We start from the raw sequence: 26103 nt of genomic DNA on the forward strand, positions 1-26103 counted from the left end.
AACGCGACGGGGAGACCGTCTACGAGGGCGCGCTGTCGCGCACGCTCGGCCCGGACCTCGGCTACCACTACGGCGCCGCGGTGCCGAGCGTCGCGGACGGGGACGCGCTCACGCTCTCGGTGCGGACGCCGCCGCAGGTCGCACGCCACGAGGGCTACGAGACGGCGTTCCTCGACACCGGGTCGGTGACGCTGACGCTCTAGGCGTACGCGCCGAACTCGCGGCCGGCGGCGAGATAGTAGCCGGTGCCGAGCAGGCCGACGACCGTCGCGAGCGTGAACGACAGCGTCGGCGAGACCGCGTAGATGGCGCCCCCGATGGCCGTACTCGAGATGCCGACGGCGTTCCGCACGAGGTAGTACGTGCCGGTGACGCGGCCGCCGGCCTCCGCCTCGGCGGGGCCGACGATCATCGCCTTGTGCGCGGGGAGGCCCGCGAACCGCAGCCCGGAGTACGCGAACAGCGCGACGAGCGCCCACTGGTCGCCGGGCGCGTTGATGAGGAGCACGGGGAACGTCGCGTACACCGCGAACCCGGCCGCGACGACGGGCTTGAGGCCGACGCGCTCGGCGAGCCGGGAGACCGGCAGCATCGACAGCAGGGCGACCAGCATCTCCACGCCGAGCAGCACGCCGAAGAACGCCTCCGGGCTCAGCGAGACGCCGAAGCCGGTGAAGCCGACGCCGTCGCCGCCGTTCAGGAACTCCGTGACGACGATGACGAAGAAGACGTACGCCATCCCGTTCGCGAACCGCACGAGCACGTCCGCGACCAGTAGCGGCCGGAGCTCGCTCGGCATCCCCCGCAGGTCGTCGACGACCCGCCGGACGCCCGCGAACTCCTCGCCGATGGAGTCCGCGGACGGGTCGTAGAGCAAGTGCTGGACGGCGGTGCCGGCGGCCGCGAACGCGACGGCCGCCGCGAGCACCCACTGGAAGCCGAGCGTGAAGTCGTTCGCGTACGCGACGAGCGCGGCGGCGAGCAGCGGGCCGACGAGGAAGCCGACGCGGCGGAACGTCTCCGTGCTCGCGAAGCCCGCTGCGAGCTCGTCGTTCGGCACGCTCTGCTTGACGACGGCGAACGTCGCGCCGAGGCCGAACGACTTCCACGCCTGCGTGAGGAACAGGCCGACGAAGATCCACGCCCACGGCGGCACGGCGAGCGGGCCGATTCGGAGGGTGCCGAGCCGGGGCGCGAGCAGCCAGACGAGGAACCCGAGCGCGGAGAGGAAGCCGAACGCGGTGAGCGCGCGGCGCGAGCCGAGGCGGTCCGAGACCGCGCCGCCCGGGTACGGGTACACCGCGCCGACGAGGTTGCCGAGGCTGCCGTAGAGGCCGATGACGCCCGCGCCCGCGCCGAGCACGCTCATGTACCGGGGGACGTACCGGCTGGTCATCTGGAAGCCGAGGCTGAACGCGAACATCGCCGCCGAGAGGACCAGCACGTCCCGCTCCATCGAGACCAGCTGCCGGAAGGGAGCGCGCGGGTCGACGCTGCGGTCGTCGTCCGGCATTCGCGTGCGGGTTCGCGGCCCGGGGTAATAACGGGGCGGGGGACCCGCGAGCGAGCGAGGCTACTGCGGGGGAATCGCGGTCTCGTCGGCGTCCGCCGCGAGCGCGCGCTTGACCGCCTGCACGGCCTCGGTGTCGGCTTCGGACTGGTTCTCCATCAGGACGGTCTCGCTGGGGAACAGCCGCTCGCCGACTTCGAGGCCGTGCTCGCGGGCGGTCGACCCCGTGACCGTGAGGTAGACGCCGACGCCGACGTCGGCGATGGCGGCTTCCTCCTCGCGGCCCGCGTCCGGGTAGACGAACTCAACGCCCTCGGTGGCGTCCGTACCGAGGACGGCGCGGACGAGGCGCTCGTAGCGCGGGCTGATGCAGACCTCGCCCTCGTAGGCCGCGAGGAAGTCACGGTCGAGGGCCTCGGCGCCGACGGACTGCCTGGCGGCGGGCGTCGCGAGCAGCGTGTGGTAGACGGTGTCGCCGAGCCCCGAGATGACGCGGACGTCCGTGTCGTGGGGGTCGATGCGGTCGTTCAGGTCCGCGATGGTCGACAGCGGCTCCGGCTCCAGCTGGACGACCTCCTCGAGCACGAGGTCGGCGCTGTCGAACCCGAGCGCGAACTCGTGGGTGCGGAGCGCGCGGAACGGCTCCTCGCGGCCGACGAGCTGGACCGGCGTCCCCTCGACGTCGAGGGTCAGCGAGTCGAAGACGACGCGCCGGGGTTTGCCCGCGCGGGCGTCCCGCAGCAGCGTGAAGTCCGGCTCGCTTGGCTCGGCGGGCTCGCTGTACTCGGCGAGGCGCTCGTAGACGCCGCGCTCGGCGGTCTGTTCGTCCTTCGTGACGGCCTTCTCGTAGCGCAGCGTCGACACCACGTCGTCGGCGACCGCGGTCGCGTCGGCGCGAGCGGCGAATCTGTCGAGTACGGCTTCCAGCGGCCGTCCCTTCCGCGGGACGGCGACGCGAACCGGCGCAGTCATTACGAAGAGAGAGCGGGCGCGCGCCGAAAACGGTTGTGATTCCCCGGGCTGGTGGCGTTACGCGCCGAAGACGTCGGAGAGCTGGCTGCGCCACTCCTCGATCTCGTCGACGTGGTCCTCGAGGTCGTCGAGGTCCTCGGCCACGTCCTCGAGGTCGTCCTCGAGCTCCTCGACGTCCATGACCGCGTCCTCGGTGTCCTCGAGGCGCTCGTCGATGGCGTCGACGTCACCGCGGAGCCGTTCGACGTCCTCGTGGAGGTCGTCGACCGCGTCGACCTCGGCCTCCACGTCGGCGACCCGCTCGCGGAGCTGTTCGCGGTCGCCGGCCGCGTCCTCGACGCTCGCCTCGACTTCGGCGAGCTCGTCGTCGAGCGAGTCGACGGTCGCGGACAGCGACGACACCTCGTCCTCGACGTCGCTGACGAGCTGCTGGGCGGTGCCCTCCTCGTCGAGGAACTCCTCTAAGGCGTCAGTGTACGCCTCGAGCTCGGAGACGCGGCTCTGGAGGTGCTCGATCTCGACCTGGGTGCTGTTCGGGACGCCGCCGAAGGCCTCGTCGAGGGTCTCGAGGTCGTCGTCGCTGACCTCGTCGTTCCGGATGGCCTCCGCGAGCGCGCCCGCCACGTCGCCGGCGTCGAAGCCCGTGGGTTCCGGAACGGGCTCGGACGCCTCGTCGTCGCCGTCGAAGCCCTGCGCCTCGGGCTCGTTCAGCGACTCGGCCTCCGCCTCCGGCGGGTCGGGCTGCTCGGCGCCGAACCCCTCGGCCTCCGGCTCGGTCGCCGGCGCTTCGTCCTCGTCGACGGGCTCGTCTGCCACCGGCTCGGTCGGCTCGGCCGCGGGCTCCTCCCCGACCGGCTCGGGCTCGAACTCCTCCTCGCCGCCGATGTCGACGTCGCCCTCCAGAATCTCGGCGTCCTCGTCCTCGAGGGACTCGATGCTGCCCTCGATGTCGGCCTCCAGTCCGGCTTCCTCGGCTTCGGCCTCGGCCTCGCTCTCGTCGTCTTCGAGGCCGGGGACCGTGTCGCGCTCGCCGCCCGCGAGCTCCCGGACGACCGACGTGGACTCCGGCGGGACGACGTCGTCGATGTCCTCGCCGTCGAGCTCGACGGTCGGCGCGGAGAGGAACGGCGTCTCGTCCTGGCCGTCCTCCATGCGGACGCCGTACACCGTCGTGAACGACTCCTCCGGTTCGATCTCGCGCTCGAAGCGGACGACGCCGTCGCCGCTGGCCGTCCAGTGCTCGCTGCCGTACTCGGGGTGGAACCCGATCTGGTCGATACCGAACTCGTCGGGAATCTCGTCGACGATGCGGAGCGTCACCGCCTCGTCCCGGGCGGACTCCACGTCGAAGGCCACCGCCGGGACGGGGAAGTCCTCCGCGTTGAAGAACTTGCTGACCGTGACGCCGCCGGTCTCGACGACGGTCTCGTCACTCATCGGAACCACCCGCGGGTTGGTCGTGCATACCACCACCTACGCGGACGAGGACTTAAATTACCCGCCGACTCGCCGTGCCAGTTACTCGCCTGTCACGTCCACGCGGTCGCCGATTTCCGCGAGCTCGAGGTCCCGCGGGGCGGCGAAGCTCCGGGCGTGGTGGTGGAGGACCTTCGGGTCCGCCGTCAGGCCCTTCCACATGTCCCAGTGGGAGGGCAGCAGGCGGTCGAGGCGGAGGTCGCTGGCGGCCTCGACGATCTGGTTCTCGTCGTTGTACCAGCGCGTGCGCTTCGGCTCGCCGGTCTCCTTGTCCGGGATGTTCCCGACCGTCCCGAACGCCAGAATCCCGAGGTCGACGTCGTACTCGCGCCCGATGCGCTCGAACTCCTCGCTGGGCTTGGTGTCGCCGCCGTGGAAGATTGTCCCGGCGTCGTGCTCGATGACGTACGAGACGGGGTGGGTGGCGTCCGGGTCGTGGGCGGGTTCGACGTGGACCGTGAACTCGCCGACCGCGAACGTGTCGCCCTCCGAAATCTCGTTGTACTGGTCGGTGTCGACGGCGTAGTTGTCGTCCCACGCCTCCTCGCCGCGAGCGACCGACAGCGAGTCGTCGGGCGCGTAGAACGCTGCGCCGGTCTCCGCGAGAATCGGCGCCTGGCTCGGACCGTGGACGTGGTCGACGTGCTCGTGGGTGGCGAGCACGGCGTCGGCCTCGGTGACGTCCCGGGGGTTCATCGGCACCGGAATCATCCGGACCGTCCGCGGCGGGTCGCCGGTCCCGAAGTACGGGTCGACGAACAGCGTCGTCCCGCCCTCGCCCTTGAGTACGAAGCCGTTACAGCCGAGATACCAGACCGCGACGCCGTCGGGGGACGCGTCCTCGACGGCGGTCGGCAGCCAGTCGCCCCAGTCGGAGTGGACCATACTGCCGGGTCACTCGCGTCGCCCCCTAAGCGTTCCGGGGTTCGCCGAGAATCAGTCCTGACAGCACGCGCCGGACTCGCCGACGAAGTCGACGTCCAGCGGCTCCGAGATGAGGTCGTTGAGGAACTCGAACTTCGCCTCCAGCTCGTCCTGGGCGTCGAGGTGCTCTTCCATCACGGGGTGGTCGTGGAGGCGCTGCTGGGCCTGTTCGACCTTCTTGGCGTCCTCCTGCGTGGCGTCGCCGGTCTGGCGCGCGAGCATGAACTCCTGCCGGAGGTCCTCGAACTCGTCGATGAGCTCCTGGACCTCCTCGTCGTCCTCGACGGCGGCCTTCGTCTCCTCGTAGCGCTGGTACTCGGGGGAGTCCTCGATTGCTTCGCCGAGCTGGCGCGCGATGTCGTCGGCCGTCGGCGCGTCCGTCGCGGCCGCTGAGTCGGAGTCGACGCTCATACCGAGCGGTTCGGGCTCGGGCGGTTTGAAGCTGCCGGAAGCGGGGGGCGGCTACAGCTGCTCGGCGAGCCACTCGAGGTTCATCAGCGCCGCCGACAGCAGCACCCCCCACGATGGACGCGAGCACGAGGAACGCGGAGACGACGCTGACCATCGGCGTGAGCGAAGACTGCAGGGACGTCCACGCGAGCACGGGGACGGTCTGGACCTCGAAGGACTTCAGGAACAGCGCCATGATGAACTCCTGGAGGCTGACGATGAACGCCACGACCGTCGAGATGATGACGCCGCTGCGGACGTTCGGCAGGATGACGTGGTAGAAGACGCGGCCGGGCCGCGCGCCGAGGTCCATGCCGGCGTCCCGGAGGCTCCAGTCGAAGCGCGCGAACACGGACTGCATGATGAAGAACACGAGCGGCGTCGCCCACAGCGCGTGCGCGACGACGATGTTCACGTAGCTGTTCGTCAGCCCGATGCGGTTGAAGTAGATGAGCAGCGTCAGCCCGAGCACCACCGGCGGGATGAGCAGCGGCAGCAGGACGATGGGCGGGAGGAGCCGCGACGCCCACGAGTCCGAGCGCTGGACCGCCAGCGACCCGGTGACGCCGAGGACGGTCGCGAGCAGCGACGCGCCGACGCCGATGAGGAGGCTGTCGCGGACGGCGCCGAGCCACTCCTCGCTACCGAAGAACGTCGCGTACCACTCCAGCGTGTAGCCGCTCGGCGGGAACGTGAGGTACGACGACTGCTGGAACGACGTCACGAAGACGACGACGATGGGCAGCATGAGGACGGCGAGCACGAGCCAGTAGCCCGCGCGGAACAGGGCGTCCTCGACGCGCTCGCGGGAGACCGCCTCAGACATCTTGGACACCTCCGATGGAGCCGGTGAGCAGCCGAATCACCGCGAGCGACGCGGCCAGCATCGCGGCCAGCATCAGGATGGCGAACGCGGCGCCGACCGGCCAGTTGAAGTTCGTGAGCATGAGGTTCCCGATCTCCATGGCGAACGTGGTCTGGGAGCCGGTGCCGAGCTGCGAGGGGGCCGCGTACGCGCCGACGCTCCACGCGAAGGAGACGACGGTCGCGACGGCGACCCCGGGGAGGACTTCGGGGAGGACGACCTCGAAGAACGACCGCGGGCGGGACGCGCCGAGGTCCCGCGCGGCTTCGACGACGTCCCAGTCCAGCGTCGACAGCACGCTGTAGATGGCGAGGACGGCGTACGGGAAGACGATGTACACCTGCCCGACGACGGTGCCGAACAGCGACGGCGCGAACTGGATGCGGCTCCCGATGAGCTCCAGCGAGAGCAGGAAGTCGTTGAGGACGCCGTTCGGCGCGAGCAGCGGCCGCCACGCGTACGTCTTCACGACCAGCGTCGTCAGCAGCGGGAGGATGATGGAGAACAGCAGAATCGACTTCGTCAATCCCTCGGCGCGGTAGGCGGCGTACGCGTAGAACAGCGCGAGCACCACCGCCACGACCGTCGCGATGACGCCGAGCTTGAACGAGAACAGTATCATCTGCTGGTAGAGGTTCGACCCGAGAATGTCGCCGTACGCGGCGAGCGTCCAGCCGGTCTCGTAGAACCCCGTCTCCGGCTGGCTGTTGAGGCTCATCCGGACGAGGATGAGGAAGGGCACGACGAAGAACACCAGCTCGAAGGCCGCGAGCGGCGCGAGCAGGAACACCGACGTGGAGTCCTTGCTCTTGATGCGCTTGCCGAACCACGCGAACATCGACTCGTCGGCCAGCGCGCCCATCACGTCCCACCTCGCCCGAGGCGTTCACCCTCCGAGAAGACGAGCAGGTCTTCGGGGTCCCACGAGACGACGACGGAGTCGTCGACCTCGAAGTCCGTCTTGTCCCCGACGCTCTGCTCGAAGAAGACGCTCGTCTCCCCGATCTGGACGTAGAACCGGACGGAGGACCCGCGGTAGAGGACGTCCGTGACGGTGCCCTCGAGGGCGGTCGTCACGTCCCCGGCTTCGGCCGGGTCGGCGGACTGGCCGCCGTCGGCGGCGACCCGGGAGACGTCGAGCTCCTCGGGGCGGAACGAGATGGTCAGCGGGTCGCCCGCTTCGACGTGGCCGCCCGGCGTCGGCACCTCGATCTCCTCGTCGAACTCGGTGGCGGCGACGACGCCGCCGTCGATGTGCGACTGCACGCGCGCGTCCACGAGGTTCGTGTCCCCGAGGAACTCCTCGACGAAGAGGCTCACGGGGTCGTCGTACACTTCCCGGGGCTCGCCGACCTGCTCGACGTCGCCGTCGTTCATGATGGCGATGCTGTCCGCGAGCGTGAACGCCTCGTTCTGGTCGTGGGTGACGTGGACGAACGTCGTCTCCACCTCGTCGTGGATGTTGCGGAGTTCGAGCTGCATCTGCTCGCGCAGCCGCTTGTCGAGGTTCGACAGCGGCTCGTCGAGCAGGAGGACGTCCGGTTCGATGGCCAGCGAGCGCGCGAGCGCGACGCGCTGCTTCTGGCCGCCGGAGAGGTCCTCGGGGTCGGCGTCCACGAACTCGCTCATCTCGACGACTTCGAGGACGTCGCGGGCGCGCTCGTTGCGTTCGGCCTCGTCGACGCCGTCCATCTTCAGGCCGAACGCGACGTTCTCGAGGACGCTCTTGTGCGGGAACAGCGCCCACGACTGGAACACCATCGAGGTGTCCCGCTCGTACGGCGGCTCGTCGGTGACGCGCTCGTCGCCGATGTAGACGTCGCCGTCGGTCGGCGTCTCGAGACCCCCGAGCATCCGCAGGGTCGTGGACTTCCCGCAGCCCGACGGGCCGAGCAGACAGAGCAGCTCTCCGTCGTCGACGTCGAGGTCGAGGCCGTCCACGGCGGTCAGGTCACCGTACTCTTTGGTCAGGTCAGCGAGTGTTACAGAAGCCATCGCCTTACTGGTTCTTCATCTGCTTGAACTTGTCAGAGAACTTCCCCGAGTAGGGCGCGACTTCCTCCCACCGCGGGATGGACCACTGCTGGGCCTCCTCCGCCGTGGTCGGGAGGTACTGGGTGAGCTCGTCGGGGTAGGACATGTCCGACGTGGTGAAGAACAGCGGGTGGTCCTCGGCCCACTTGCTCTGGACTTCGGGGTCGAGGAGCATGTTGATGAACTCCTCGCCGAGCTGGCGCTTGTCCGTGCCGCGGACGACCGCCCAGTTGTTCATCCAGCCGGCGTTCTTGTCGGGCATCGCGAACTCGACGTTCGGGTGGTCCTCCATGTCGTAGTAGACCTGGTCGAAGTACCACTGGGCGGCGTCGACGATGCCGTTCTGGAACTGCTGCCAGACGTCCGTCCCGGAGGACGCCCACCCCTGGATGGGCCACTCCTCGATGGTGTTCATGAGGGCCTCGTGGTGCTGTTCCTCGTAGAGCTCCTGTGCGCCGGGCGCGGCGTCCGTGCCGACGCCCGCCGCGAGCAGCGGGTAGATCCAGAACCCGGAGTCGACGCCGACGCCGGCGGACTGCTTGACCTGGGAGCTGGTGAAGTCGCTCCACGTCTCCACGGGCTCCTCGAGGTCGGTGTCGTAGAGGATGCTGAGCGGCGCGCCGTCGACGGGGGCGCCGTGGGAGTGCGGGCGGATGTCCTTGTAGTGCTGGATGACGTTGTCGATGTTCGGGATGTGGTCCTCGTAGCGGAGCTCCTCGAAGAGGCCCTGCGTGCGGCCGTTGTAGTAGATGGGCTCGCACGCGACCGTCACGTCGAACGGCGGGTCGTCAGCGGGCGCGGACTTGATCTTCGCGAGCAGCGAGTTCCACCCGGAGACCAGCTCGAGCTCGGCGTCGAACCGGGACTCGAAGATGGGGCGGATGGCCTCCTCGAAGCGCTCGACGTAGTTGCCGCTCCAGACCGTGACGCGGAGCGTCGTCGGTCCGCCGCTTCCACCGAGCATTCCGGTGCAGCCCGCGAGCGCGCTGGCGCCGGCGGTGCCAGCTGCCCCGAGGAACGCTCGGCGGGTCGCAGAGCTGTGTCCAGTGTCGCGCGGTACTCTCTGACCGTCCAGGCTGTCGCCTGACATACCCGGGGCAAAGCGGAGTGCGACATAAAACTGTGATGGCATCGGCACGCCCCCATGAGAGTCCACAACAAGAAGATTCGGCCGTCTCGCGGCTCGCGGCCGGACCGGTGAAGCGCCGACGTTAAACCGCGTGACGCCGTACGCCGCTGTAATGAGTCACGAAGAGACCCGTTCGGCGGGAGACCTCCGGAACACAGGGCTCTCCCTCAAGCACGACCGAACGTGGGACTACGAACTCGACCGCATCGTGGAGGCGGTCGAGGAGCGCGACGCGGAGAAGGTCGGCCTGCAGTTCCCCGAGGGACTGAAGCGAAGCGCGCCCGGGGTCGCCGACGACCTCCGCGAGCTGCTGCCCGACGACACGCGCGTGCTGATCTCGGGACAGCCCTGCTACGGCGCCTGCGACCTCGACACGTACATGATGCGGCGGACGGACGTCTTCGTCCACTTCGGGCACTCCCCGATGAAGGAGTCCGAGAAGATCATCTACGTGCCGCTGTTCTCGAACGTCGACGTCGAACCCATCATGGAGCAGTCCCTCGACGAGCTCGAAGTCGGGGACGTCGGGCTGGTGACGACCGCCCAGCACATGAACCTCTTCGAGGAGATGAAGGAGTGGCTGACCGAGCGCGGCTTCGACGTCCACACGCGGAAGGGCGACGACCGCCTCACCCACGAGGGGCAGGTGCTGGGCTGCAACTACGCGAGCGCCGACATCGACGCCGACCAGGTGCTGTACGTCGGCGGCGGGAAGTTCCACCCGCTCGGCCTCGCGATGGAGCACCCCGAGAAGAAGGTCGTCATCGCCGACCCCGTGAACAACAACGTCTCGGTCGCGGACACCGAGAAGTTCCTCAAGCAGCGGTACGCCACCGTCCACAAGGCGATGAGCGCGGAGAAGTGGGGCGTCATCTTCTGCACGAAGATCGGGCAGGGTCGCTGGGACCAAGCCAACGAGATCGTGGAGAACAACGACAACGCCTACCTCATCACGATGGACGAGGTGACGCCGGACCGCCTCCGGAACTTCGACATGGACGCGTTCGTGAACACGGGCTGTCCGCGCATCACGACCGACGACGGCCCGCAGTTCCACAAGCCGATGCTGACGCCCGGCGAGTACGAGATCGCCGTCGGCAACAAGCCCCTCGAGGAACTCTCCTTCGACACGTTCCACGGCACCTGGTAGCCGCTATTCTACGAGTTCGACGCCCTTCACGTCGAATCGCGCCCCGCCCGCGTCGCTCCCGGTGACTGCGACATCCCAGCCGTGGGCGTCCGCGAGCTCCGCGACGATGCTGAGCCCGAGGCCCGTGCCGCCGGCGGCCGTCGAGTAGCCGTACTCGAAGACGCGCTCGCGGTCGCCCTCCGAAATCCCGGGGCCGTCGTCCGCGACGTAGAACCCGTCGGCGTCCTCGAGCGCACCGACGCGGACCGTCGCGTCACTGCCGCCGTGCTCCACGGAGTTCCTGAAGAGGTTCTCGAGGAGCCGCCCGAGGCGGCCGTCGTCCGCGCGCACCGTCAGCGACGACTCGGCGACGAGCGACGCATCCTCGGTCTCCACGGTCGCCCACGCGCGCTCGGCGGCGGGGTCGAGCGCGATACTGTCGAGGTCGGTGGCGGTCCGGCCCTGCGGGGCGAGCGTGAGCACGTCGTCGACGAGCGTTCGCATCCGGTCGTGGGCGTCCGCGACGGCTTCGAGGCGGTCGCTGTCGCGGTGCTCGCGGGCGACCTCGAGGTTCCCCGTCGCGACGTTGAGGGGGTTGCGGAGGTCGTGGCTGAGGATGTCCGCGAACTCGTCGAGGCGGTCGCGCTCGCGGCGGAGCGCGCGCTCGCGCTCCTTGAACTCGGTGACGTCCCGCGTGACGGCGACGAGGTGGGTGACCTCGCCGTCGACGACGACCGGCGAGATGGTGCCGGAGACGACGACGTCGCCGGCGGGGAACTCGAACGTCTCCTCGAACTCGACGGGCTCGCGGCGCTCGTAGCACTCGCGGTGGTAGGCGGCGGTCTGCCCGCGCAGGCTCTCGTCGAACGCCTCGGCCTCCGTCTGGCCCCGGAGCTCGTCGGCGTCGAGGCCGCTCATCGCCTCGTGGGCGGGGTTGAGCTGCCGGTAGACGAACTCCACGTCGTCGCCGTCCTCGCGGACTTCGAGGAGCACGAGGCCGTCCTGGGCGTTCTCGAAGACGGTCTCGTACTGGCGTTTCAGCCGCCGGAGCTCGGCCTCGCGCTCCTCGCGGGCGGAGACGTCGCGGCTGATGGCGAGGAACTGGCGCTCGCCGCCGACCTCGAGCTGGGTGAGGTGGACTTCGACGGGGAACGTCGACCCGTCCGCGCGCTCGAACTCGGCCTCGAAGCGCCGGAGGTCGCCGCGGTCCATCCCGGCCTCCATCGCCAGCACGGCCTCGCGGTCGGTGGTGGTGTCGACGTCCCAGACGGACTTCCCGACGAGCGCCTCCGGACTGTAGCCGAGTTCCTCGCAGAACCGCTGGTTGGCGTCGACGATGGTGCCCTCGGCGTCGTGGATGTTCACCATGTCGGGGGAGTGCTCGAACAGCGCTTCGAAGCGCTCGGAGGCGCGCTCGAGGCGGCGCCGGCGCTCGCGCTGCTGGGTGACGTCCGTGATGAACCCCTCGATTGCGTGCAGATCGCCGTCGGCATCGGTGATGCCGCGGCCGCGCTCCCAGACGTGTTTCGTGTTCCCGTTGCGGGTCCGGATGCGGTACGTGACCTCGAACGGCTCGCCGCCGTCGATGGCCGCCTGGACGGTCGGCCACATCTCGCCGCTGTCCTCGGGGTGGATGACGTCGTCGCCCCAGACGACGTCGCCGGCTTCGAGCGCGTCCGCGGTGTGTCCCGTGAGTCGCTCGCACTCGCCGCCGACGAACTCCATCGGCCACTCGGGCTCGTTCCGGCAGCGGTAGACCATCCCGGGGAGGTTGCTGATGAGCGTGGAGAGCCGGCGGTTGCGTTCGGCGAGCGCGCGCTCGGAGCGCCGGCGCTCGACGGCGTTGCGCACGCGGTTCGCGAGCACGGTGTACTGCTCGGTGCCGGCTTCCTTCTGGAGATAGTCGGTGACGCCCGCGGAGATGGCCTCGCTGGCGATCTCCTCGGAGCCTTTCCCCGTGAAGAGGACGAACGGCAGGTCGGGGTAGCGCTCCCGGACGGTCTCGAGGAACTCGATGCCGTTCTGGGCGGGCATGTCGTAGTCCGAGACGACGCAGTCCGCGTCGTCGAGTCGGTCGAGGGCGGCGGTCGTGGTGGTGACGGTGGCGACGTCGATGGCGTCGTCGACGCGTTCGAGGTACGTGCCGGCGAGTTCCCCGAACGACTCGTCGTCGTCGACGTGGAGGACGCGTATCGGCTCGTCCGCCCCAGTCGTCCCGGCGTCCATACCGGCGAATCGTGCTGTTTCTGGAAATAACGACGGGGTCGAACGCCCGCCGGGAGATTACTACTGGGCATTAGCAAACCTTTTTGTATTTCCACCATGTATCCTGGAGTAAGATGAGCACGTCACGCCGAACCGGCCCCGTCGAGGGCTGTCGACCGACCGACTCCACTCCCGTGACCGTCGACGCAGACGCCATCGCCGACGCCTCCCGCGAGGACCTCCGCGCGCTCGCCGACGACCTCGCCGACGAGGGGTACGTCCCCGCCGAGGTCGCCGTCGACGCCGCCTTCGACGAGGACTGCTCGCTGGCCACCCAGCGCGAAGCCGACCGCCTCCGCGAGCTCGTCGAGAACGCCTCCTTCCTCGGCGCGAACCGCCTCACCGTCGACGTCCGCGAAGCCGCCGCCCCCGAGAAGGTCCGCCCCGCGCTCTCCGCGGTCGCCGAGCGCGCCCGCCGCGACGGCTCGCGGTCGACGTCGACGGCCTCTCCCTGAACTGACCGCCCGCGTGACGGAGCTTTCTTCGCCCCCGCGGCCGTCGGGCCGCGCATGAAGCGCGCGCTCGAGCAGCGCCTCGCGGCCGTCGAGGGGTTCCGCGACCCGAGCGCCGCGCTCGAGCAGTACCCGACGCCCGCGGACCTCGCCGCCCACCTCCTCCACCTCGCGGACCTCCACGGCGACCTCGCCGGCCGCGCGGTCGCGACCTCGGCACCGGCACCGGGATGCTCGCGCTCGGCGCCGCCACCCGGGAGCCCGAGCGCGTGTTCGCGCTCGAACGCGACCCGGACGCGCTCGCGGTCGCACGCGAGAACGAAGCCCGCGTCGACCCCGACGTGGCCGTCGACTGGCTGCTCGCGGACGCGACGCGGCCGCCGCTCTCGGCGGTCGACACGGTCGTGATGAACCCGCCGTTCGGCGCCCAGCGCGGCAGCGAGCACGCCGACCGCGCGTTCCTCGCCGCGACCGCCGAGGTCGCGAGCGTCTCCTACTCGGTTCACAACGCCGGCAGCCGGTCGTTCGTGGAGTCGTTCGTCGCGGACGCAGGCGGCGAGGTCACGCACGCGTTCGCCGCCGAGTTCGACGTCGACCGACAGTTCGACTTCCACACGAGCGAGCGCGAGCGCCTCGACGTCGAGGTGTTCCGCGTCGAGTGGTAGCTACTCGTAGGTCTCCTCGCTGGCGACGTCGACGGTCGTGTTCCCGTACTCGGCGAGCACGCGGCTCTCGTTGCGCACGAACGTCAGCCCGCCCGCGGTCGCGGTCTCGTTCCGCTCGGGAATCCCCGTCGAGCCGACGACCGTCTGGTCGCGCAGGACGTCGAGGTCGAAGCCCTCGCTGGTCGCCGCGACGCGCACCTCGCGCCCGGCGACCACGGGGTCCGCGGTGGCGTTCCCGGAGCTGTAGACGTGCCGGGTCTGGGCCTCGGGCGGCGTCACGTAGACGTTGTAGACGGGGCTGGCGCCCGCGGGCACCCAGCCGCGGCGGTGGACGCCGACGGACTCCTTCCAGCCGACGCCGCCGACCGTGACGGACTGGTCGCCGTAGAACGCCAGTCTGCCCGCGCTCACCTCCTCGGTCCACAGCTCGCGGTGCTCGTTGGCGACGATGACGCCGCTCGCGGAGACGTTCGTCGCCTGCGAGAAGTACGGGACGTCCACGCCCGCGACGCGCTCGTTGGTGACGTCCTCGGCGTAGGTCACCTCGTAGCCGCGGACCTCCACGGGGTCGCCCGGGAGGTCGGCGTCCCCGACCGTGGTGAGGCTCACCGGCACGGCGACCATCGACATCGTCGCGACGGGCAACAGCAACGCGAGGAACGCGACCTTCCGCGCGGAGACGTCGCCGAACAGCGTCCGGGTGTCGGCGCGCACGGCCGCCGTCAGGAGGGTCGCGAGCGCGGCGACGAGCAGCACACCGACCGCGCGGAAGAGCACGTACTCGTCGCCCGTGCCGTACCACCACACCGCCCACAGCGACATCGACGCCGCGAGCACGACCGCGCCGAACCAGATGCGGGCCGCGGAGGGGCGGTCGTCGCGGCGGACGACGAGCGCGGCGGCGAGCACGGCGCCGACGAGGAAGCCGAACAGGTGGCCCTGCACGGAGATGCCCGCCCACCACGGCGCGGAGAACGACGGCGACGCCGCGGCGTACGTGATGGGGTCCTGGACGACCGTCCACAGCAGCGACAGCACCTCGCGGACCGACACCGCGAGCACCGTCGCCAGCGGGAAACGCACGAGCGCGAACCCGGCGAACGCGTAGACGACCCCGGAGAAGCCGATGGTCGCGCCCCACGAGAACACGCCGGTCAGCAGGCCGACCAAGAAGACGGCCGCGGGGAACGCGACGAACGCGCGGACGTAGGGGTTGGTGCGCAGCGACCCGAACGAGGACTCGCCGCGCCCGGTCGGGTAGTGGGAGACGGCGTACTCCGCGAGCGGCGCGAGCGCGACCGTCGCGACGAGGTTCCCGGTGACGTGGCCGAGGCTGGCGTGCGCGAACGCGGACGTGAGCACGCCCAGCGGGTAGAAGTACGACCACGACACGAACGGCACGACCAGCGGCGCGCCGGCGGCGCCGAACTGGACGACGAGGTAGAACGCGGCGACGCCGGCGACGACCACCAGCGTCCCCCACGGCACCCCGAACAGCAGCCGGCTGCGGACGCGGCGGACGGCGTCGCGGCCCTCGCCGACGGAGAGCACGGCGGCGCCCGTGGCGACGAAGGCGACGACGGCCGCGTACGCGGCGGCGGTCCAGACGTCGACGGTTCGAAGGCCCGCTGCGGCGGCGATGCCGGCGAGCACGGCGACCGGGGCGACGCGAGCGACCGCGGAGAACCGACGGAACCGCGGCACCGCGACGGTCAGCGCGAGGAGGGCGAGCGTGGTCGCGGCGACGACGACCACCGGCGAGACGTTCATACTGCTACGTGGCTGGCGCCGGCGCCATAAACGGTCCGCACGCGGGTCGACGGTTCGAAACGTTGAAACGCGCCACGAGCGAAGCCACGAGCATGGACCTGCGGGTTATCGAGAAGGGCGACGCGGAACTCACTATCGAGATCGCCGGGGAGGACCACACGTTCATGAACGGGCTGAAGGGCGCGCTCCTCGAGACCGAGGGCGTGGCCGCGGCCTCGTACGACATGAACCCCGAGCAGTCCGGCGGCCAGACGGAGCCGCTGCTCACCATCAAGACCGAGGACGGCACCGACCCCCTCGACGCGCTGCAGTCGGCGGCAGAACGGATGGGCGACGAGCTCCGGAGCTTCGCGGACGCCTTCGAGGCGGCGGCCTAACCGACGACGACCGACAGCTCGAACGAGCGCCCGCCGAACTCGAAGGCCGGGGTCGGCGCTCGCTCGTGCAGCGCGTCGACGTGTTCTTCGAGGGCGGCGCGCCGTTCGGACTGCGTGCGGACGCGGACGCTGTCAGTGTTCTCGCCGAAGTACGCGACCGCGTTCTGTAACTCCGGCATCGACAGCACCTCGGTCGGCGACAGCGGGGTCGGCTCGGCGTCGCTGTCGGTCAACACCAGCGACGTGGGCTGGATGCCGTCGCTCGCGTGCGCGAGGTTGACGAACCGCGCGGAGTCGCACTCGACCGCGGTCACTGCCGAGCGTCCGGGGTCGAGCGGTCCGTCGGCGGAACACCGCGCGGTTCCCGGGTCCCCCGACCCGGGTGCGCCAGAGTGAGACATAATTCTCGGTATGTTGGTGCCGAATCATAAATCATTCGCAGTGTCAACAGGAAAACATCGCCGCGGGGCTCAGCGGCGGACCGGGACCCCGTGGTCGTCGAGGTACTGCTTGGTCTCCTCGATGGAGTACTCGCCGAAGTGGAAGATGGACGCGGCGAGCGCGGCGTCCGCGCCCGCGTCGAAGGCGTCGACCATGTCCTGCGGGGAGCCACAGCCCGAGGACGCGATGACCGGCGTGGAGACGGCGTCGCAGACCGCGCCCGTCAGCGGCAGGTCGTAGCCGTCCTTCGTGCCGTCGGCGTCGATGGAGTTCACGAACAGCTCGCCCGCGCCGCGCTGTTCGGCCTCGCGCGCCCACTCGACGACGTCCCGGCCGGTCCCCTCGCGGCCGCCCTTCACGGTCGCCTCGAACCAGCAGGACTCCCCGTCGACCCGCTCGTAGTGCTCGCCCTCCTCGTCGAAGCGCCGCCGCGCGTCCACGCTGATGACGATGCACTGGCTGCCGAACGCCTTCGCGCCCTCGGTGACCAGTTCCGGGCGTTCGAGCGCGCCCGTGTTGATAGACACCTTGTCGGCGCCCGCGCGCAGCGTCTCCTTCACGTCGTCCGTGTCGCGGATGCCGCCGCCCACCGTGAGCGGGATGAACACCTCGTCGGCGACCCGTTCGACGGTCTCCAGCATCGTCGCGCGCCCCTCCGCGCTCGCGGTGATGTCGAGGAAGACGAACTCGTCGGCGCCCGCCTCGTTGTACCGCTTCGCCATCTCCACGGGGTCGCCCGTGTACTCGAGGTCCTCGAAGTTCACGCCCGTGTAGACGGCGGCGTTCCCGTCGTCGTCGAGGTCGACGTCGACGCACGGGATGACGCGCTTGGTCAGAGTCATGCGGCGACGTTGGGTCCACCCGCACAAAAGCGGTCCGAACGTCCGCCCGCCCGCGGCCGCGTCCGCGAAACCGGCGGGCTGGCGTGGCGGCCCGTGGCTTTACCAGCGACCGCTCCGAGAGCCGGAACATGGCGGAACGAGCACACCGACTCGCCGAGTACTGTCGGGACCGGCTGGGGGACGGGCTCCGCGCCGTCGGCTTCCACTCGGACGGCGACGTCGAACTGGCGTACCTCCGGGACGACCTGAAAGAACAGTACCCGGCGGACCGCGTCCAGCAGTTCATCGAGTCCTCGCGGACCATCCACCGGACGGTCGACGAGCTGGACGCCACCATGGGCGACCCGCAGGCGAGCCTCCACATGCTCGACGAGGGGCTCATCGTGCAGTTCCACTTCCCCGGGGAGGACGTCGTCTTCCTCGCGATGGACAGCGGCGTCGGCCGGAACTTCACCCAGTTCGTCCGGGAGTGCCTCGACGAGATGACCGAGTAGTCGACAGCGCTAACACGCGCGCCGCGAGTACCGGCTACCCATGACGTACGTCGTCGCGTTCGACGACTCGCCGCTCTCGCGGGCGGCCCTCGGTCGCGCGGTCGCGTTCGCCGACGCGGCCGAGGAGGCGGTCGTCGCGGTCACCGCGATTCCCCAGAACGCGGACGCCGCGCGCGAGCACGGCTGGGTGGGTAGCGAAGAGTCGTTCAGCGTCGAACGGGCAGCGGCGAACCTCGCCGAGCGCGTCCGCGGCGTGGACCCGGGCGTGGAGTTCGACTTCCGGGCCGTGGACAAGTACGCGCCGCGCGGGCGGGTGAGCCGGGAGGTACGCGACCTCGCCGTCGCGCACGACGCGACCGTGGTGTTCATCGGGAGCGACAACGCCGGCCGGCTGGTCGGTGGCATCGCGTCGGTCGGCCAGAACGTCTCCGCGGACGACCGCTACGACGTCCACATCGTCCGCCACGCCGGCGACTGACCGGGCGGGTTCGGTACTGCCAAGTAGGGCGGCGTCCAACCGCCGCGCATGTCAGACGACCACGCTAACGACGACTCGGGCCGGGTCACCGCACCGATGCAGGAGTTCTCCACGAGCGAAGTCGGCGTCGGCTTCCTCGTGTTGCTCGTCGGCGTCGCGGTGGCGTACCTCCTCCCGGCGTTCTTCTAGTCGAGTTCGCGTTCGAGGACGCGCCGCGCGTCCACCACGTCCTCGAAGTCGTACTCCACGGACTCCCCAGCCACGACCACCGAGAGCGCGCCGTCCGCCGTCGCCGCGCCGAGGTCGACGACGGGCGCGTCCACCGCGTCCCGGAGCGCCTCGGGGTCGGTCGTCTCCACGACGGCGCGCCCCGGCGCTTCCGAGAACAGCGCGGCGACGCTGGGCACCTCGGCGTCGACGCCGGCGTCCTCGCCGACCATCTCGGCGAGCGTGACGGCGAGCCCGCCGTCGCTGACGTCGTGGACCGCGAGCGTCGCGTCGTGCCCGGCGGCCGTCCGCACCGCCGCGACCCCGGCCTCGTCGACCTCGGGGAACGGCGCGCTGCCGTCGAACTGCGCGAGGTACTCGCTCCCGCCGAGCGTCTCGTCGTTGCCGCCGACGAGCACGAGATCGCCGTCGCCCGCGGCCGCCATCCCGGGCGCGTCGTAGCCCTGCCGGACGCCGAGCATCGCGAGCGTCGGCGTCGGCGGCACCGGGCCGGCGGCGGAGTCGTTGTAGAGGCTGACGTTCCCGCCGACCACGGGCGCGTCGACGGCGCGGCAGCCGTCCGCGAGGCCGTCGACGGCCGCCGCGAACCCGCCGTAGACGTCGGGCTTCTCGGGGTTCCCGCCGTTCAGGCAGTCGACCGCGGCGAGCGGTTCGGCGCCGACGGCCGCGAGGTTCGTCGCGTTCTCCACGGCGGTCGCGTACGCGCCCCGGTACGGCGAGGCGTCGGTCCAGTTCGGGTTCGCGCCCGCGGCGAACGCGAGTGCGGTCTCCCCGCCGGCGTCCGGGAGCGTCAGCGCGGCAGCGTCCTCGCCGGGCCGCCGGAGCGTGCGGTTGCCGACCTCGTGGTCGTACTGGCGGTACACCCAGCGCTTGCTCGCCGTGTTCGGGCTCGACAGCACCGCGTCGAACGCCGCCTCGACGTCGACGTCCGGCAGGTCCGTCTCGGGCTCGCTGGGCTCCTCGCGCTCGAGGTCGTTCATCGGCGCGCCGTCCGCGAGGAACTCCGCGGGCGCGTCCACGACCGTCTCGCCGTCGAACTCGCAGACGTAGTTGCCCTCGGTCACTTCGCCGATGACCGAGCAGCCGAGGTCGAAGCGCTCCGCGATCTCCCGCACGCGCTCGACGTCCTCGGGGCGGACCTCGTAGCACATGCGCTCCTGGGATTCGGCGAGCAGGATTTCGAGCGCGTTCATCTCCGGCTCGCGCTGGTGGACCGCGTTCAGGTCGATGCGCGCGCCGAGGCCGCCCAGCGCGACCAGCTCCGAGGACGCGCCGCCCAGCCCCGCCGCGCCGAGGTCGCGGGCGGCCTGCAGGAGGTCCTCGTCGACGAGCGCCTCGTTAGCCTCCACGAGGAGCTTCTCCGTGTACGGGTCGCCGACCTGCACCGCGGGCCGGTCCTCGGTCTCGGCGTCCTCCGCGAGGTCCTCGCTCGCGAAGCTCGCGCCCCCGAGGCCGTCCCGGCCGGTCGCGTTCCCGACGAGCACGAGCTTGTTCCCGGGTTCCTTGGCGGCGGCGGTGACGAGGCGGTCCTCGGTGACGAGGCCGACGCACGCGACGTTCACGAGCGGGTTCCCCTCGTAGCCGTCGTGGAACTGCGTGCTCCCCGTGACCGTGGGGACGCCGATGGCGTTCCCGTAGTCGCTGATGCCCTCGACGACGCCGTCGAGGAGGTACCGGGAGTGGTCCCGGGAGAAGTCGCCGAAGTAGAGGCAGTCCGCGAGCGCGACCGGGTACGCGCCCATCGAGAGCGTGTCCCGGACGATGCCGCCGACGCCCGTCGCGGCGCCGTCGTAGGGGTCGACGTATGACGGGTGGTTGTGGCTCTCCACGCCGAACGTCACCAGCTGGTCCGTCCCCGGCACGGACACCACGGCGGCGTCGTCGCCCGGCCCGACGACGACGTCCTCGCCGTCGGTGGTGAACGCGGACAGCAGCGGGCGCGAGGAGCGGTACGCGCAGTGCTCGCTCCAGAGGTTCTCGAAGAGGGCGGCCTCCGCTCGCGTGGCCTCCCGGCCGAGCTCAGCTTCGACGAGCTCTCGGTCCGAATCGGCGAGTGGCATTCACCTTCGTGGTTCTTCTACGCGCGCTTAGTCGTTTCCATGTGCACGGACGTGCCTATCGAAGCGGAGCCCCGATTCCGGACCGGGGCGTTTTTGCCGACCCCCGCGTAACCCACAGTCGTGCTTTCCGTCGAACTCCACTCGCACTCCGAGCTCTCCTACGACGGCCGGGACCCCGTCGAGATGCTCTTAGAGCAGGCGCAGGCGGTGGGGCTCGACGCGCTCGCGGTCACCGACCACGACGAGATCGACGCGAGTCTGCGGGCGGCCGACCTCGCCGAGGAGTACGGCCTCGTCGGCATCCCGGGGATGGAGGTGACCAGCGCCGACGGCCACGTGCTCGCCATCGGCGTCGAGGAGGCGGTGCCGTCGGGCGAGCCGTTCGCGGACACGCTCGACGAGATTCGGGACCGCGGCGGCATCGCCGTCGTCCCCCACCCGTTCCAGTCCTCGCGGAGCGGCGTCGCGCCGAACATCTCGGCGGCGACGCTGGCGTCCGCGGACGCCATCGAGGTGTACAACTCGCGGCTGCTGACCGGCCGCGCGAACCGGAAGGCCGAGCGGTTCGCGCGCACTCACAACCGCCCGATGACCGCGGGCAGCGACGCCCACATCGCGGAGATGGTGGGGCAGGCGGTGACCCGCGTGGGCGCCGACGAGCGCTCGCTCGACGCCATCCTCGACGCCATCCGCGACGGGCGGACGAGCGTGGAGGGCAAGCGCACGCCGTGGCACATCAGCTTCCGGCAGGCCGCGGGCGGCGCGAAGCGCCGCGTGAAGAACCGCCTCGCGGAGTTCTTCTGAATGGACGACGCGCTCGCGGCGACAGTGCAAAAGGCGCTCGCGGACGGCGACCCGCTCCCGGGCACGTACGGCTTCGCGGGAGAACTCCCGGACGGCCGGCTCGTCCGCGACGTGCTCGGGCGCGACCTCTGTTACTACGACGGCGACGCGTGGAGCCGGAATCCCGGGGACCTCGCGGACCCGACGCTGCTCCCCGCGGGCCACGTCCGCGAGGACGGCGAGACGCGGCGCGCGTGGCGGCTCCCGGACCCGCCCGCGAGCGACGACAATCCCGTTGAGAGCGTCCGCGGCGCGCTCGACGCGGCGTTGGACGTTCCGGACGACGACCTCGCGGTGGCGTTCTCGGGTGGTGTCGACTCCGCGCTCGTCGCCGCGGAACTGGACGCGCCGCTGTACGTCGTCGGCTACGAGGACTGCGCGGACATCGAGGCCGCCCGCGAGTCCGCCGCGGCGATGGGTCGCAGCGACGACCTGCGCGTCCACGAGGTGACGCTGGCGGACGTCGAGGCCGCGGTGCCCGAGGCGGCGCGCGCAATCGGCCGGACGGACGCGATGGCCGTCCAGATCGCGCTCCCGCTCTACCTCGTCGCGGACCGCGTCGCCGGCGACGGGTTCTCGCGGCTCGCGCTCGGACAGGGCGCCGACGAGCTGTTCGGCGGGTACGCGAAGGTCGCCGCGGCGCCCGAGGACCCGCGGACGGACGCCGACACGGTTCGCGCGCGCGCCGCGAGGTATTGGAGACGCTGCCCGGCCAACTGGAGCGGGACGTGCGCGCGGTCCGCGCGGCGGGCGTCGACCCGGTGACGCCGCTGCTCCACGACGACGTGGTGCGCGCGGCGCTCGAACTCCCGGAAGCGTGGCTCGTCTCGGGGGACGTTCGCAAGCGCGCGCTCCGCGAGGCGGCCCGCGAGCGCCTCCCGGACGTGGTCTGCGACCGCGAGAAGAAGGCCGTCCAGTACGGCAGCCTCGTCGCCCGCGAGGTCGACCGGCTCGCGCGACAGGCCGGGTTCAAGCGCCGGATGGACGACCACGTCACGAGGTACGTGGAGAGCCGCGTGGACGACCGAGGGGAGTCCGCGGATCGAGCGAGCCGGCGGGACTGATTACGCCTCGCTGGCGGCCTCGATGGCCTCTAGCGCGATCTGGACGGTGTCCGCGTCGAGGTCGCTCTCGCGGAGGGCGGCGGGGTCGTACCACTCCCATACCTCGGCGGCCGCCTCGCCGTCCGCGGGGTCGACGTCCCGCGAGGGGACGGTCGCGAAGTAGACGTGGTCGATGTGCTGGTGGCCGACCGTGCCGTCGTCGTGGACGTTGATGTCGTAGCAGAGCTGGTAGCGCGGCGACGGCAGCGCGAACCCGTCGGGCGCGGGGACCTCCGGGGCCTCGCCGAGCAGCGTGGGTTCGAGGCCGGTCTCCTCCTCGACCTCGCGTTTGCCGGCCTCGTGCGGGAGTTCGTCGCGGTCCACGTGGCCGCCCGGGGGAATCGTGAGGCCGAGGCGGTCGTGTTCGTGGAGCGCGGTGGCGCCGTCGTTGACGACGTAGACGGTCGCCGTGAAGTGGCGGGTCGTCTCCATGGGGACGAGGAAGGACGACCCGCCCAAATCGGTTCGGGTCTCGCGGCGGGCGCCGACACCAGTCGGTAACTGCTCCGCCAGAACGCCTATTCCCCTCGCCGCCGACTGTCCGTGTGTGTCCAACCACTCAGACAGCCGGGCGTCGAGCGGACGCGGGGTGACCTCCCGTGTCGAATAGCCGCGTGGAGTTCACGGTGTCCAGAGACGCCGACGGCGCGGCCATCGAGGACGCGCTCCACGATCGGGAGGGCGTCCAGCTGGCGACGTTCGACCCGGAGACCGGCGTCGTGGAGGTTCGACACGGCGAGTCGCTGATATCGACGGCGGAGATCAAGTCGACGGTCCGGGACCTGGGGTACGACGTGGAGTAGCGCTGGCGGCGTCGGTCACGCTTCGACGTTCGCCTCGCCGCCGGCCTCGAGAATCTCGTGGTAGCGGTTGCGGATGGTGACCTCGCTGACGTTCGCGACGTCGCTGACCTCGCTCTGCGTGATGCGCTCGTCGACGAGGAGGCTGGCGGCGTACACCGCGGCGGCGGCGAGGCCGACCGGGGACTTCCCGGAGTAGAGGCCCGCCTCTTCGGCGCTCTCGAGGAGGTCGCGGGCGCGGCGTTCGACCGCGTCCGAGAGGCCCAGCTCCGAGCAGAACCGCGGGACGTAGCTCGCGGGGTCGGTGGGGGCGACTTCGAGGCCGAGCTCGCGGGCGACGTAGCGGTACGTGCGCGCAATCTCGTCGCGTTCGACGCGGCTGACGTTCGCTACTTCGTCGAGACTCCGGGGGGCGCCCGCCTGCCGGGCGGCGGCGTACAGCGCGCTGGTGGCGACGCCCTCGATGGAGCGCCCCGGGAGCAGGTCCTCGTCGAGCGCGCGGCGGTAGATGACGGAGGCCGTCTCCCGGACGTTCTTCGGGAGGCCGAGCGCGGAGGCCATCCGCTCGATCTCGCCGAGCGCCTGCTTCAGGTTCCGCTCCTTCGAGGACCGGGTTCGGAAGCGCTCGTTCCACTTGCGCAGCCGCTGCATCTTCTGGCGCTGGCCGCTGGAGAGGCTGTTCCCGTAGGCGTCCTTGTCCTGCCAGCCGATGTTCGTCGACAGCCCCTTGTCGTGCATGAGGTTCGTGGTGGGCGCGCCGACGCGGGACTTCTGGTCGTTCTCCTCGCTGCCGAACGCGCGCCACTCCGGCCCGCGGTCGATGGACTCCTCCTCGACGACGAGTCCGCAGTCCTCGCAGACGGTCTCGCCGCGCTCCTCGTCGACGGCGAGGGGGCCGCCGCACTCCGGGCAGCGGAGTTCCTCGTCGACCGACTCGGCGGACTCGTCCTCGCGTTCGTCGGCGTCCTCGCGGATTCGCGTGGTGTCACTCATGGGGGTGGGGCGGTTCTGTGGTTCAAAAGGCGTCGAATACGTGTGGAACGTGGGGCCGACCGCACAAAAGGACTGTGGCAGCGTCCAACACGGAGCGGGGCATCGAAACGCTTACCGACGCCACGCGCGACTCCGGAGACATGAGCGATTCTGTGGACGCCGACGAGGTCGAGCACGTCGCGGACCTCGCGCGCGTCGCCCTCGACGAGGAGGAGCGCGCGCAGTTCGCGGACCAGTTCGGCGACATCCTCGACCACTTCGAGGCCCTCGAGGAGGTGCCCGAGGTCGAGGCCGAACCCGACCTCGTGAACGTGATGCGCAGCGACGAAGTCGAGGAGAGCCTCACGCAGGAGGAGGCGCTGCGGAACGCCGACGACAGCGAGGACGGCCGCTTCAAGGGCCCGAAGGTGTCGTAATGAGTCTGAACGCGTACATCACCGACGAGGCAATCGAGGGCAGCGAGGACGGGCCGCTCGCCGGGCGGACCGTCGCCGTCAAGGACAACATCTCCACCGAGGGCGTGCGGACAACCTGCGGGTCGAAGATGCTCGAGGAGTACGTGCCGCCGTACGACGCGACGGTCGTCGAGCGCCTGAAGGCGGCCGGCGCGACCATCCCCGGGAAGACGAACATGGACGAGTTCGGGATGGGGACGACCACGGAGACGTCGTACTTCGGCGCGACGAAGAACCCCGTCGACGAGGACCACGTCCCGGGCGGCTCCTCGGGCGGGAGCGCGGCGGCGGTCGCGGCGGGCGACGCGGACCTCGCGCTCGGCACGGACACCGGCGGCTCGATTCGGTGTCCCGCGGCGTTCTGCGGCGTCGTCGGCATCAAGCCGACGTACGGGCTGGTCTCCCGGTACGGGCTGGTCGCGTACGCGAACAGCCTCGAACAGATCGGCCCCATCGCGCCGACCGTCGAGGAAGCCGCGGAACTGCTGGACGTTATCGCGGGCCCGGACGAGAACGACGGCACCACGCGCGAGGAGGGCGCGGACACGGACTTCGCGAGCGCCGCGGACGGGGACGTCGACGGCCTCACGGTCGGCGTCCCCACGGAGCTCGTGGAGGGCGCCGAAGACGGCGTCGTGGAGGCGTTCGAGGACGCGCTCGACGACCTCCGCGAGCAGGGCGCGACCGTCGAGGAGGTCAGCCTCCCCTCGGTCGAGTACGCCGTCGCGGCGTACTACGTCATCGCGATGAGCGAGGCGTCCTCGAACCTCGCGCGCTTCGACGGCGTCCGGTACGGCAACTCCGGGGGCTACGACGGCAACTGGAACGAGTCGTTCGCGGAGGCGCGCTCGGAGGGGTTCGGCGACGAGGTCAAGCGCCGCATCCTCCTCGGGACGTACGCGCTCTCGGCTGGCTACCACGACAAGTACTACAAGCAGGCCCAGGAGGCCCGCGCGTGGGTGAAACGGGACTTCGACGAGGCGTTCGCGGACGTCGACGTGCTCGCGTCCCCGACGATGCCGATTCTCCCGCCCGAGCTCGGGGAGAGCCTCGACGACCCCCTGAAGATGTACCTCGCGGACGCGAACACGACGCCCGTGAACCTCGCGAACCTCCCCGCCATCTCCGTGCCCGCGGGCGAGAGCGAGGGGCTGCCTGTCGGCCTCCAGCTCGTCGGGCCGGCGTTCGGCGAGGAGACCATCATCAACGCGGCCGCCGCGGTCGAGGACTAGAAGCGCGAAGAAGAGGTAGTGCGGGCCAGCGTAAGTCACGCCGCTAGCAGTTCACTCCACGAGTGAGCGTAGCGAGGCGCGAAGTATGAGCGCCTCGGAATATGCGAACGGCGTAG

The 26103-nt window shown here is 70.6% G+C and carries 26 protein-coding genes and 4 pseudogenes; 14 read left to right on the top strand and 16 right to left on the bottom strand.

Features of this window, described 5'->3' with window-relative positions; genetic code table 11:
- Positions 1 to 203, top strand: a pseudogene (locus GJ634_RS15390) (fe2+ transport protein); the annotation flags it as partial.
- Here GJ634_RS15390 and GJ634_RS06095 read toward each other — a convergent pair.
- The 6 genes and pseudogenes from GJ634_RS06095 to GJ634_RS16925 all read right to left on the bottom strand — a co-directional run.
- Positions 200 to 1513 carry an MFS transporter gene (locus GJ634_RS06095; protein WP_157501183.1) on the bottom strand — a complete coding sequence of 438 codons (1314 nt, stop codon included), beginning with the start codon at positions 1511 to 1513 and terminating at the stop codon, positions 200 to 202. The pseudogene GJ634_RS15390 and the gene GJ634_RS06095 overlap by 4 nt on opposite strands.
- Before the next feature lie 60 nt (positions 1514 to 1573).
- Positions 1574 to 2482 (bottom strand): hypothetical protein, encoded by a 909-nt coding sequence (locus GJ634_RS06100; protein WP_157501187.1) that lies wholly within the window; start codon positions 2480 to 2482, stop codon positions 1574 to 1576.
- 57 nt (positions 2483 to 2539) lie between these two features.
- Positions 2540 to 3919: a hypothetical protein gene (locus GJ634_RS06105; protein ID WP_157501190.1), complete on the bottom strand. Its 1380-nt coding sequence runs from the start codon at positions 3917 to 3919 to the stop codon at positions 2540 to 2542.
- 81 nt (positions 3920 to 4000) lie between these two features.
- On the bottom strand, positions 4001 to 4843 hold the full coding sequence (locus GJ634_RS06110) for an MBL fold metallo-hydrolase (protein WP_157501193.1): 843 nt from the start codon (positions 4841 to 4843) through the stop codon (positions 4001 to 4003).
- 51 nt (positions 4844 to 4894) lie between these two features.
- Positions 4895 to 5293, bottom strand: a complete 399-nt coding sequence (locus GJ634_RS06115; RefSeq protein ID WP_157501195.1) for a YlbF family regulator — start codon at positions 5291 to 5293, stop codon at positions 4895 to 4897.
- A gap of 160 nt (positions 5294 to 5453) precedes the next feature.
- Positions 5454 to 5885, bottom strand: a pseudogene (locus tag GJ634_RS16925) (ABC transporter permease); the annotation flags it as partial.
- Between GJ634_RS16925 and GJ634_RS15990 the strand changes: the two are divergent.
- Positions 5782 to 6009: a hypothetical protein gene (locus GJ634_RS15990; RefSeq protein ID WP_231736963.1), complete on the top strand. Its 228-nt coding sequence runs from the start codon at positions 5782 to 5784 to the stop codon at positions 6007 to 6009. The pseudogene GJ634_RS16925 and the gene GJ634_RS15990 sit on opposite strands and share 104 nt — an antisense overlap.
- A gap of 141 nt (positions 6010 to 6150) precedes the next feature.
- Here GJ634_RS15990 and GJ634_RS06125 read toward each other — a convergent pair whose 3' ends face one another.
- From GJ634_RS06125 to GJ634_RS06135, 3 genes are read right to left on the bottom strand one after another with little or no spacing between them, the layout of a single operon-like run.
- Complete coding sequence (locus tag GJ634_RS06125; protein ID WP_157501198.1) at positions 6151 to 7059, bottom strand: ABC transporter permease; 909 nt, start codon at positions 7057 to 7059, stop codon at positions 6151 to 6153.
- Entirely contained in the window at positions 7059 to 8192 is a 1134-nt protein-coding gene (locus GJ634_RS06130) for an ABC transporter ATP-binding protein (protein ID WP_157501201.1), read from the bottom strand. Before GJ634_RS06130 ends, GJ634_RS06125 begins: the two co-directional genes overlap by 1 nt.
- 4 nt (positions 8193 to 8196) lie before the next feature.
- Positions 8197 to 9321: a PotD/PotF family extracellular solute-binding protein gene (locus tag GJ634_RS06135; RefSeq protein WP_197425426.1), complete on the bottom strand. Its 1125-nt coding sequence runs from the start codon at positions 9319 to 9321 to the stop codon at positions 8197 to 8199.
- A 151-nt stretch (positions 9322 to 9472) separates the two neighbouring features.
- Between GJ634_RS06135 and dph2 the strand changes: the two genes are divergently transcribed.
- Positions 9473 to 10510 carry a diphthamide biosynthesis enzyme Dph2 gene (gene dph2 / locus GJ634_RS06140; RefSeq protein WP_157501207.1) on the top strand — a complete coding sequence of 346 codons (1038 nt, stop codon included), beginning with the start codon at positions 9473 to 9475 and terminating at the stop codon, positions 10508 to 10510.
- A gap of 3 nt (positions 10511 to 10513) precedes the next feature.
- Here the strand turns inward: dph2 and GJ634_RS06145 are convergent, their stop codons facing one another.
- Complete coding sequence (locus GJ634_RS06145) at positions 10514 to 12715, bottom strand: PAS domain S-box protein (RefSeq protein ID WP_157501209.1); 2202 nt, start codon at positions 12713 to 12715, stop codon at positions 10514 to 10516.
- A 113-nt stretch (positions 12716 to 12828) separates the two neighbouring features.
- On the opposite strand from GJ634_RS06145, the gene GJ634_RS06150 reads away from it, so the two are divergent.
- The gene (locus tag GJ634_RS06150) at positions 12829 to 13209 is read left to right on the top strand and encodes a hypothetical protein (RefSeq protein WP_157501212.1); all 381 of its coding nucleotides are present in this window, start codon (positions 12829 to 12831) and stop codon (positions 13207 to 13209) included.
- A 54-nt stretch (positions 13210 to 13263) separates the two neighbouring features.
- Positions 13264 to 13871: pseudogene (locus tag GJ634_RS06155) on the top strand (METTL5 family protein).
- On the opposite strand, the gene GJ634_RS06160 reads toward GJ634_RS06155, so the two are convergent.
- Positions 13872 to 15641 (bottom strand): rhomboid family intramembrane serine protease, encoded by a 1770-nt coding sequence (locus GJ634_RS06160; RefSeq protein WP_157501215.1) that lies wholly within the window; start codon positions 15639 to 15641, stop codon positions 13872 to 13874.
- Between the two features lie 92 nt (positions 15642 to 15733).
- Here GJ634_RS06160 and GJ634_RS06165 point away from each other — a divergent pair, with 92 nt between their 5' ends.
- Complete coding sequence (locus tag GJ634_RS06165; RefSeq protein WP_157501218.1) at positions 15734 to 16018, top strand: DNA-directed RNA polymerase subunit L; 285 nt, start codon at positions 15734 to 15736, stop codon at positions 16016 to 16018.
- On the opposite strand, the gene GJ634_RS06170 is transcribed toward GJ634_RS06165, so the two are convergent.
- The gene (locus GJ634_RS06170; protein WP_157501221.1) at positions 16015 to 16332 is read right to left on the bottom strand and encodes a hypothetical protein; all 318 of its coding nucleotides are present in this window, start codon (positions 16330 to 16332) and stop codon (positions 16015 to 16017) included. The two genes, GJ634_RS06165 and GJ634_RS06170, sit on opposite strands and share 4 nt — an antisense overlap.
- 156 nt (positions 16333 to 16488) lie before the next feature.
- Positions 16489 to 17301, bottom strand: a complete 813-nt coding sequence (gene hisF, locus GJ634_RS06175) for an imidazole glycerol phosphate synthase subunit HisF (RefSeq protein WP_157501224.1) — start codon at positions 17299 to 17301, stop codon at positions 16489 to 16491.
- Between the two features lie 128 nt (positions 17302 to 17429).
- Between hisF and GJ634_RS06180 the strand changes: the two genes are divergently transcribed.
- Genes GJ634_RS06180 through GJ634_RS15395 form a run of 3 tightly spaced genes read left to right on the top strand, consistent with a single transcriptional unit; the run spans position 17430 to position 18462 of the window.
- On the top strand, positions 17430 to 17795 hold the full coding sequence (locus GJ634_RS06180) for a hypothetical protein (RefSeq protein WP_157501227.1): 366 nt from the start codon (positions 17430 to 17432) through the stop codon (positions 17793 to 17795).
- 40 nt (positions 17796 to 17835) lie between these two features.
- On the top strand, positions 17836 to 18273 hold the full coding sequence (locus GJ634_RS06185) for a universal stress protein (protein WP_157501230.1): 438 nt from the start codon (positions 17836 to 17838) through the stop codon (positions 18271 to 18273).
- A gap of 48 nt (positions 18274 to 18321) precedes the next feature.
- Positions 18322 to 18462: a hypothetical protein gene (locus tag GJ634_RS15395; protein ID WP_197425427.1), complete on the top strand. Its 141-nt coding sequence runs from the start codon at positions 18322 to 18324 to the stop codon at positions 18460 to 18462.
- Here the strand turns inward: GJ634_RS15395 and purL are convergent.
- Positions 18459 to 20561, bottom strand: coding sequence for a phosphoribosylformylglycinamidine synthase subunit PurL (gene purL / locus GJ634_RS06190; protein WP_157501233.1), 2103 nt, complete (start codon positions 20559 to 20561; stop codon positions 18459 to 18461). The genes GJ634_RS15395 and purL overlap by 4 nt on opposite strands.
- A gap of 120 nt (positions 20562 to 20681) precedes the next feature.
- Here purL and GJ634_RS06195 point away from each other — a divergent pair, with 120 nt between their 5' ends.
- Complete coding sequence (locus GJ634_RS06195) at positions 20682 to 21365, top strand: PHP domain-containing protein (protein ID WP_331714019.1); 684 nt, start codon at positions 20682 to 20684, stop codon at positions 21363 to 21365.
- Positions 21366 to 22468 (top strand): annotated as a pseudogene (locus tag GJ634_RS06200) (asparagine synthase C-terminal domain-containing protein).
- Here GJ634_RS06200 and GJ634_RS06205 read toward each other — a convergent pair.
- Entirely contained in the window at positions 22469 to 22939 is a 471-nt protein-coding gene (locus tag GJ634_RS06205) for an NUDIX hydrolase (protein WP_157501236.1), read from the bottom strand.
- 167 nt (positions 22940 to 23106) lie between these two features.
- Here GJ634_RS06205 and GJ634_RS06210 point away from each other — a divergent pair, with 167 nt between their 5' ends.
- A complete protein-coding gene (locus tag GJ634_RS06210; RefSeq protein WP_157501239.1) occupies positions 23107 to 23310 on the top strand; it encodes a heavy-metal-associated domain-containing protein in 204 nt (67 codons plus the stop codon).
- Between the two features lie 15 nt (positions 23311 to 23325).
- Here GJ634_RS06210 and GJ634_RS06215 read toward each other — a convergent pair whose 3' ends face one another.
- Positions 23326 to 24300, bottom strand: coding sequence for a transcription initiation factor IIB family protein (locus GJ634_RS06215; protein WP_157501242.1), 975 nt, complete (start codon positions 24298 to 24300; stop codon positions 23326 to 23328).
- A gap of 140 nt (positions 24301 to 24440) precedes the next feature.
- Here GJ634_RS06215 and gatC point away from each other — a divergent pair, with 140 nt between their 5' ends.
- Positions 24441 to 24716: an Asp-tRNA(Asn)/Glu-tRNA(Gln) amidotransferase subunit GatC gene (gatC, locus tag GJ634_RS06220; protein ID WP_157501245.1), complete on the top strand. Its 276-nt coding sequence runs from the start codon at positions 24441 to 24443 to the stop codon at positions 24714 to 24716.
- Positions 24716 to 25987 (top strand): Asp-tRNA(Asn)/Glu-tRNA(Gln) amidotransferase subunit GatA, encoded by a 1272-nt coding sequence (gene gatA / locus GJ634_RS06225; protein ID WP_157501248.1) that lies wholly within the window; start codon positions 24716 to 24718, stop codon positions 25985 to 25987. Before gatC ends, gatA begins: the two co-directional genes overlap by 1 nt.
- Positions 25988 to 26103 lie beyond the last annotated feature (116 nt).

This window comes from Halobacterium sp. CBA1126, assembly GCF_009741975.1.
Lineage (GTDB): Archaea > Halobacteriota > Halobacteria > Halobacteriales > Halobacteriaceae > Halobacterium.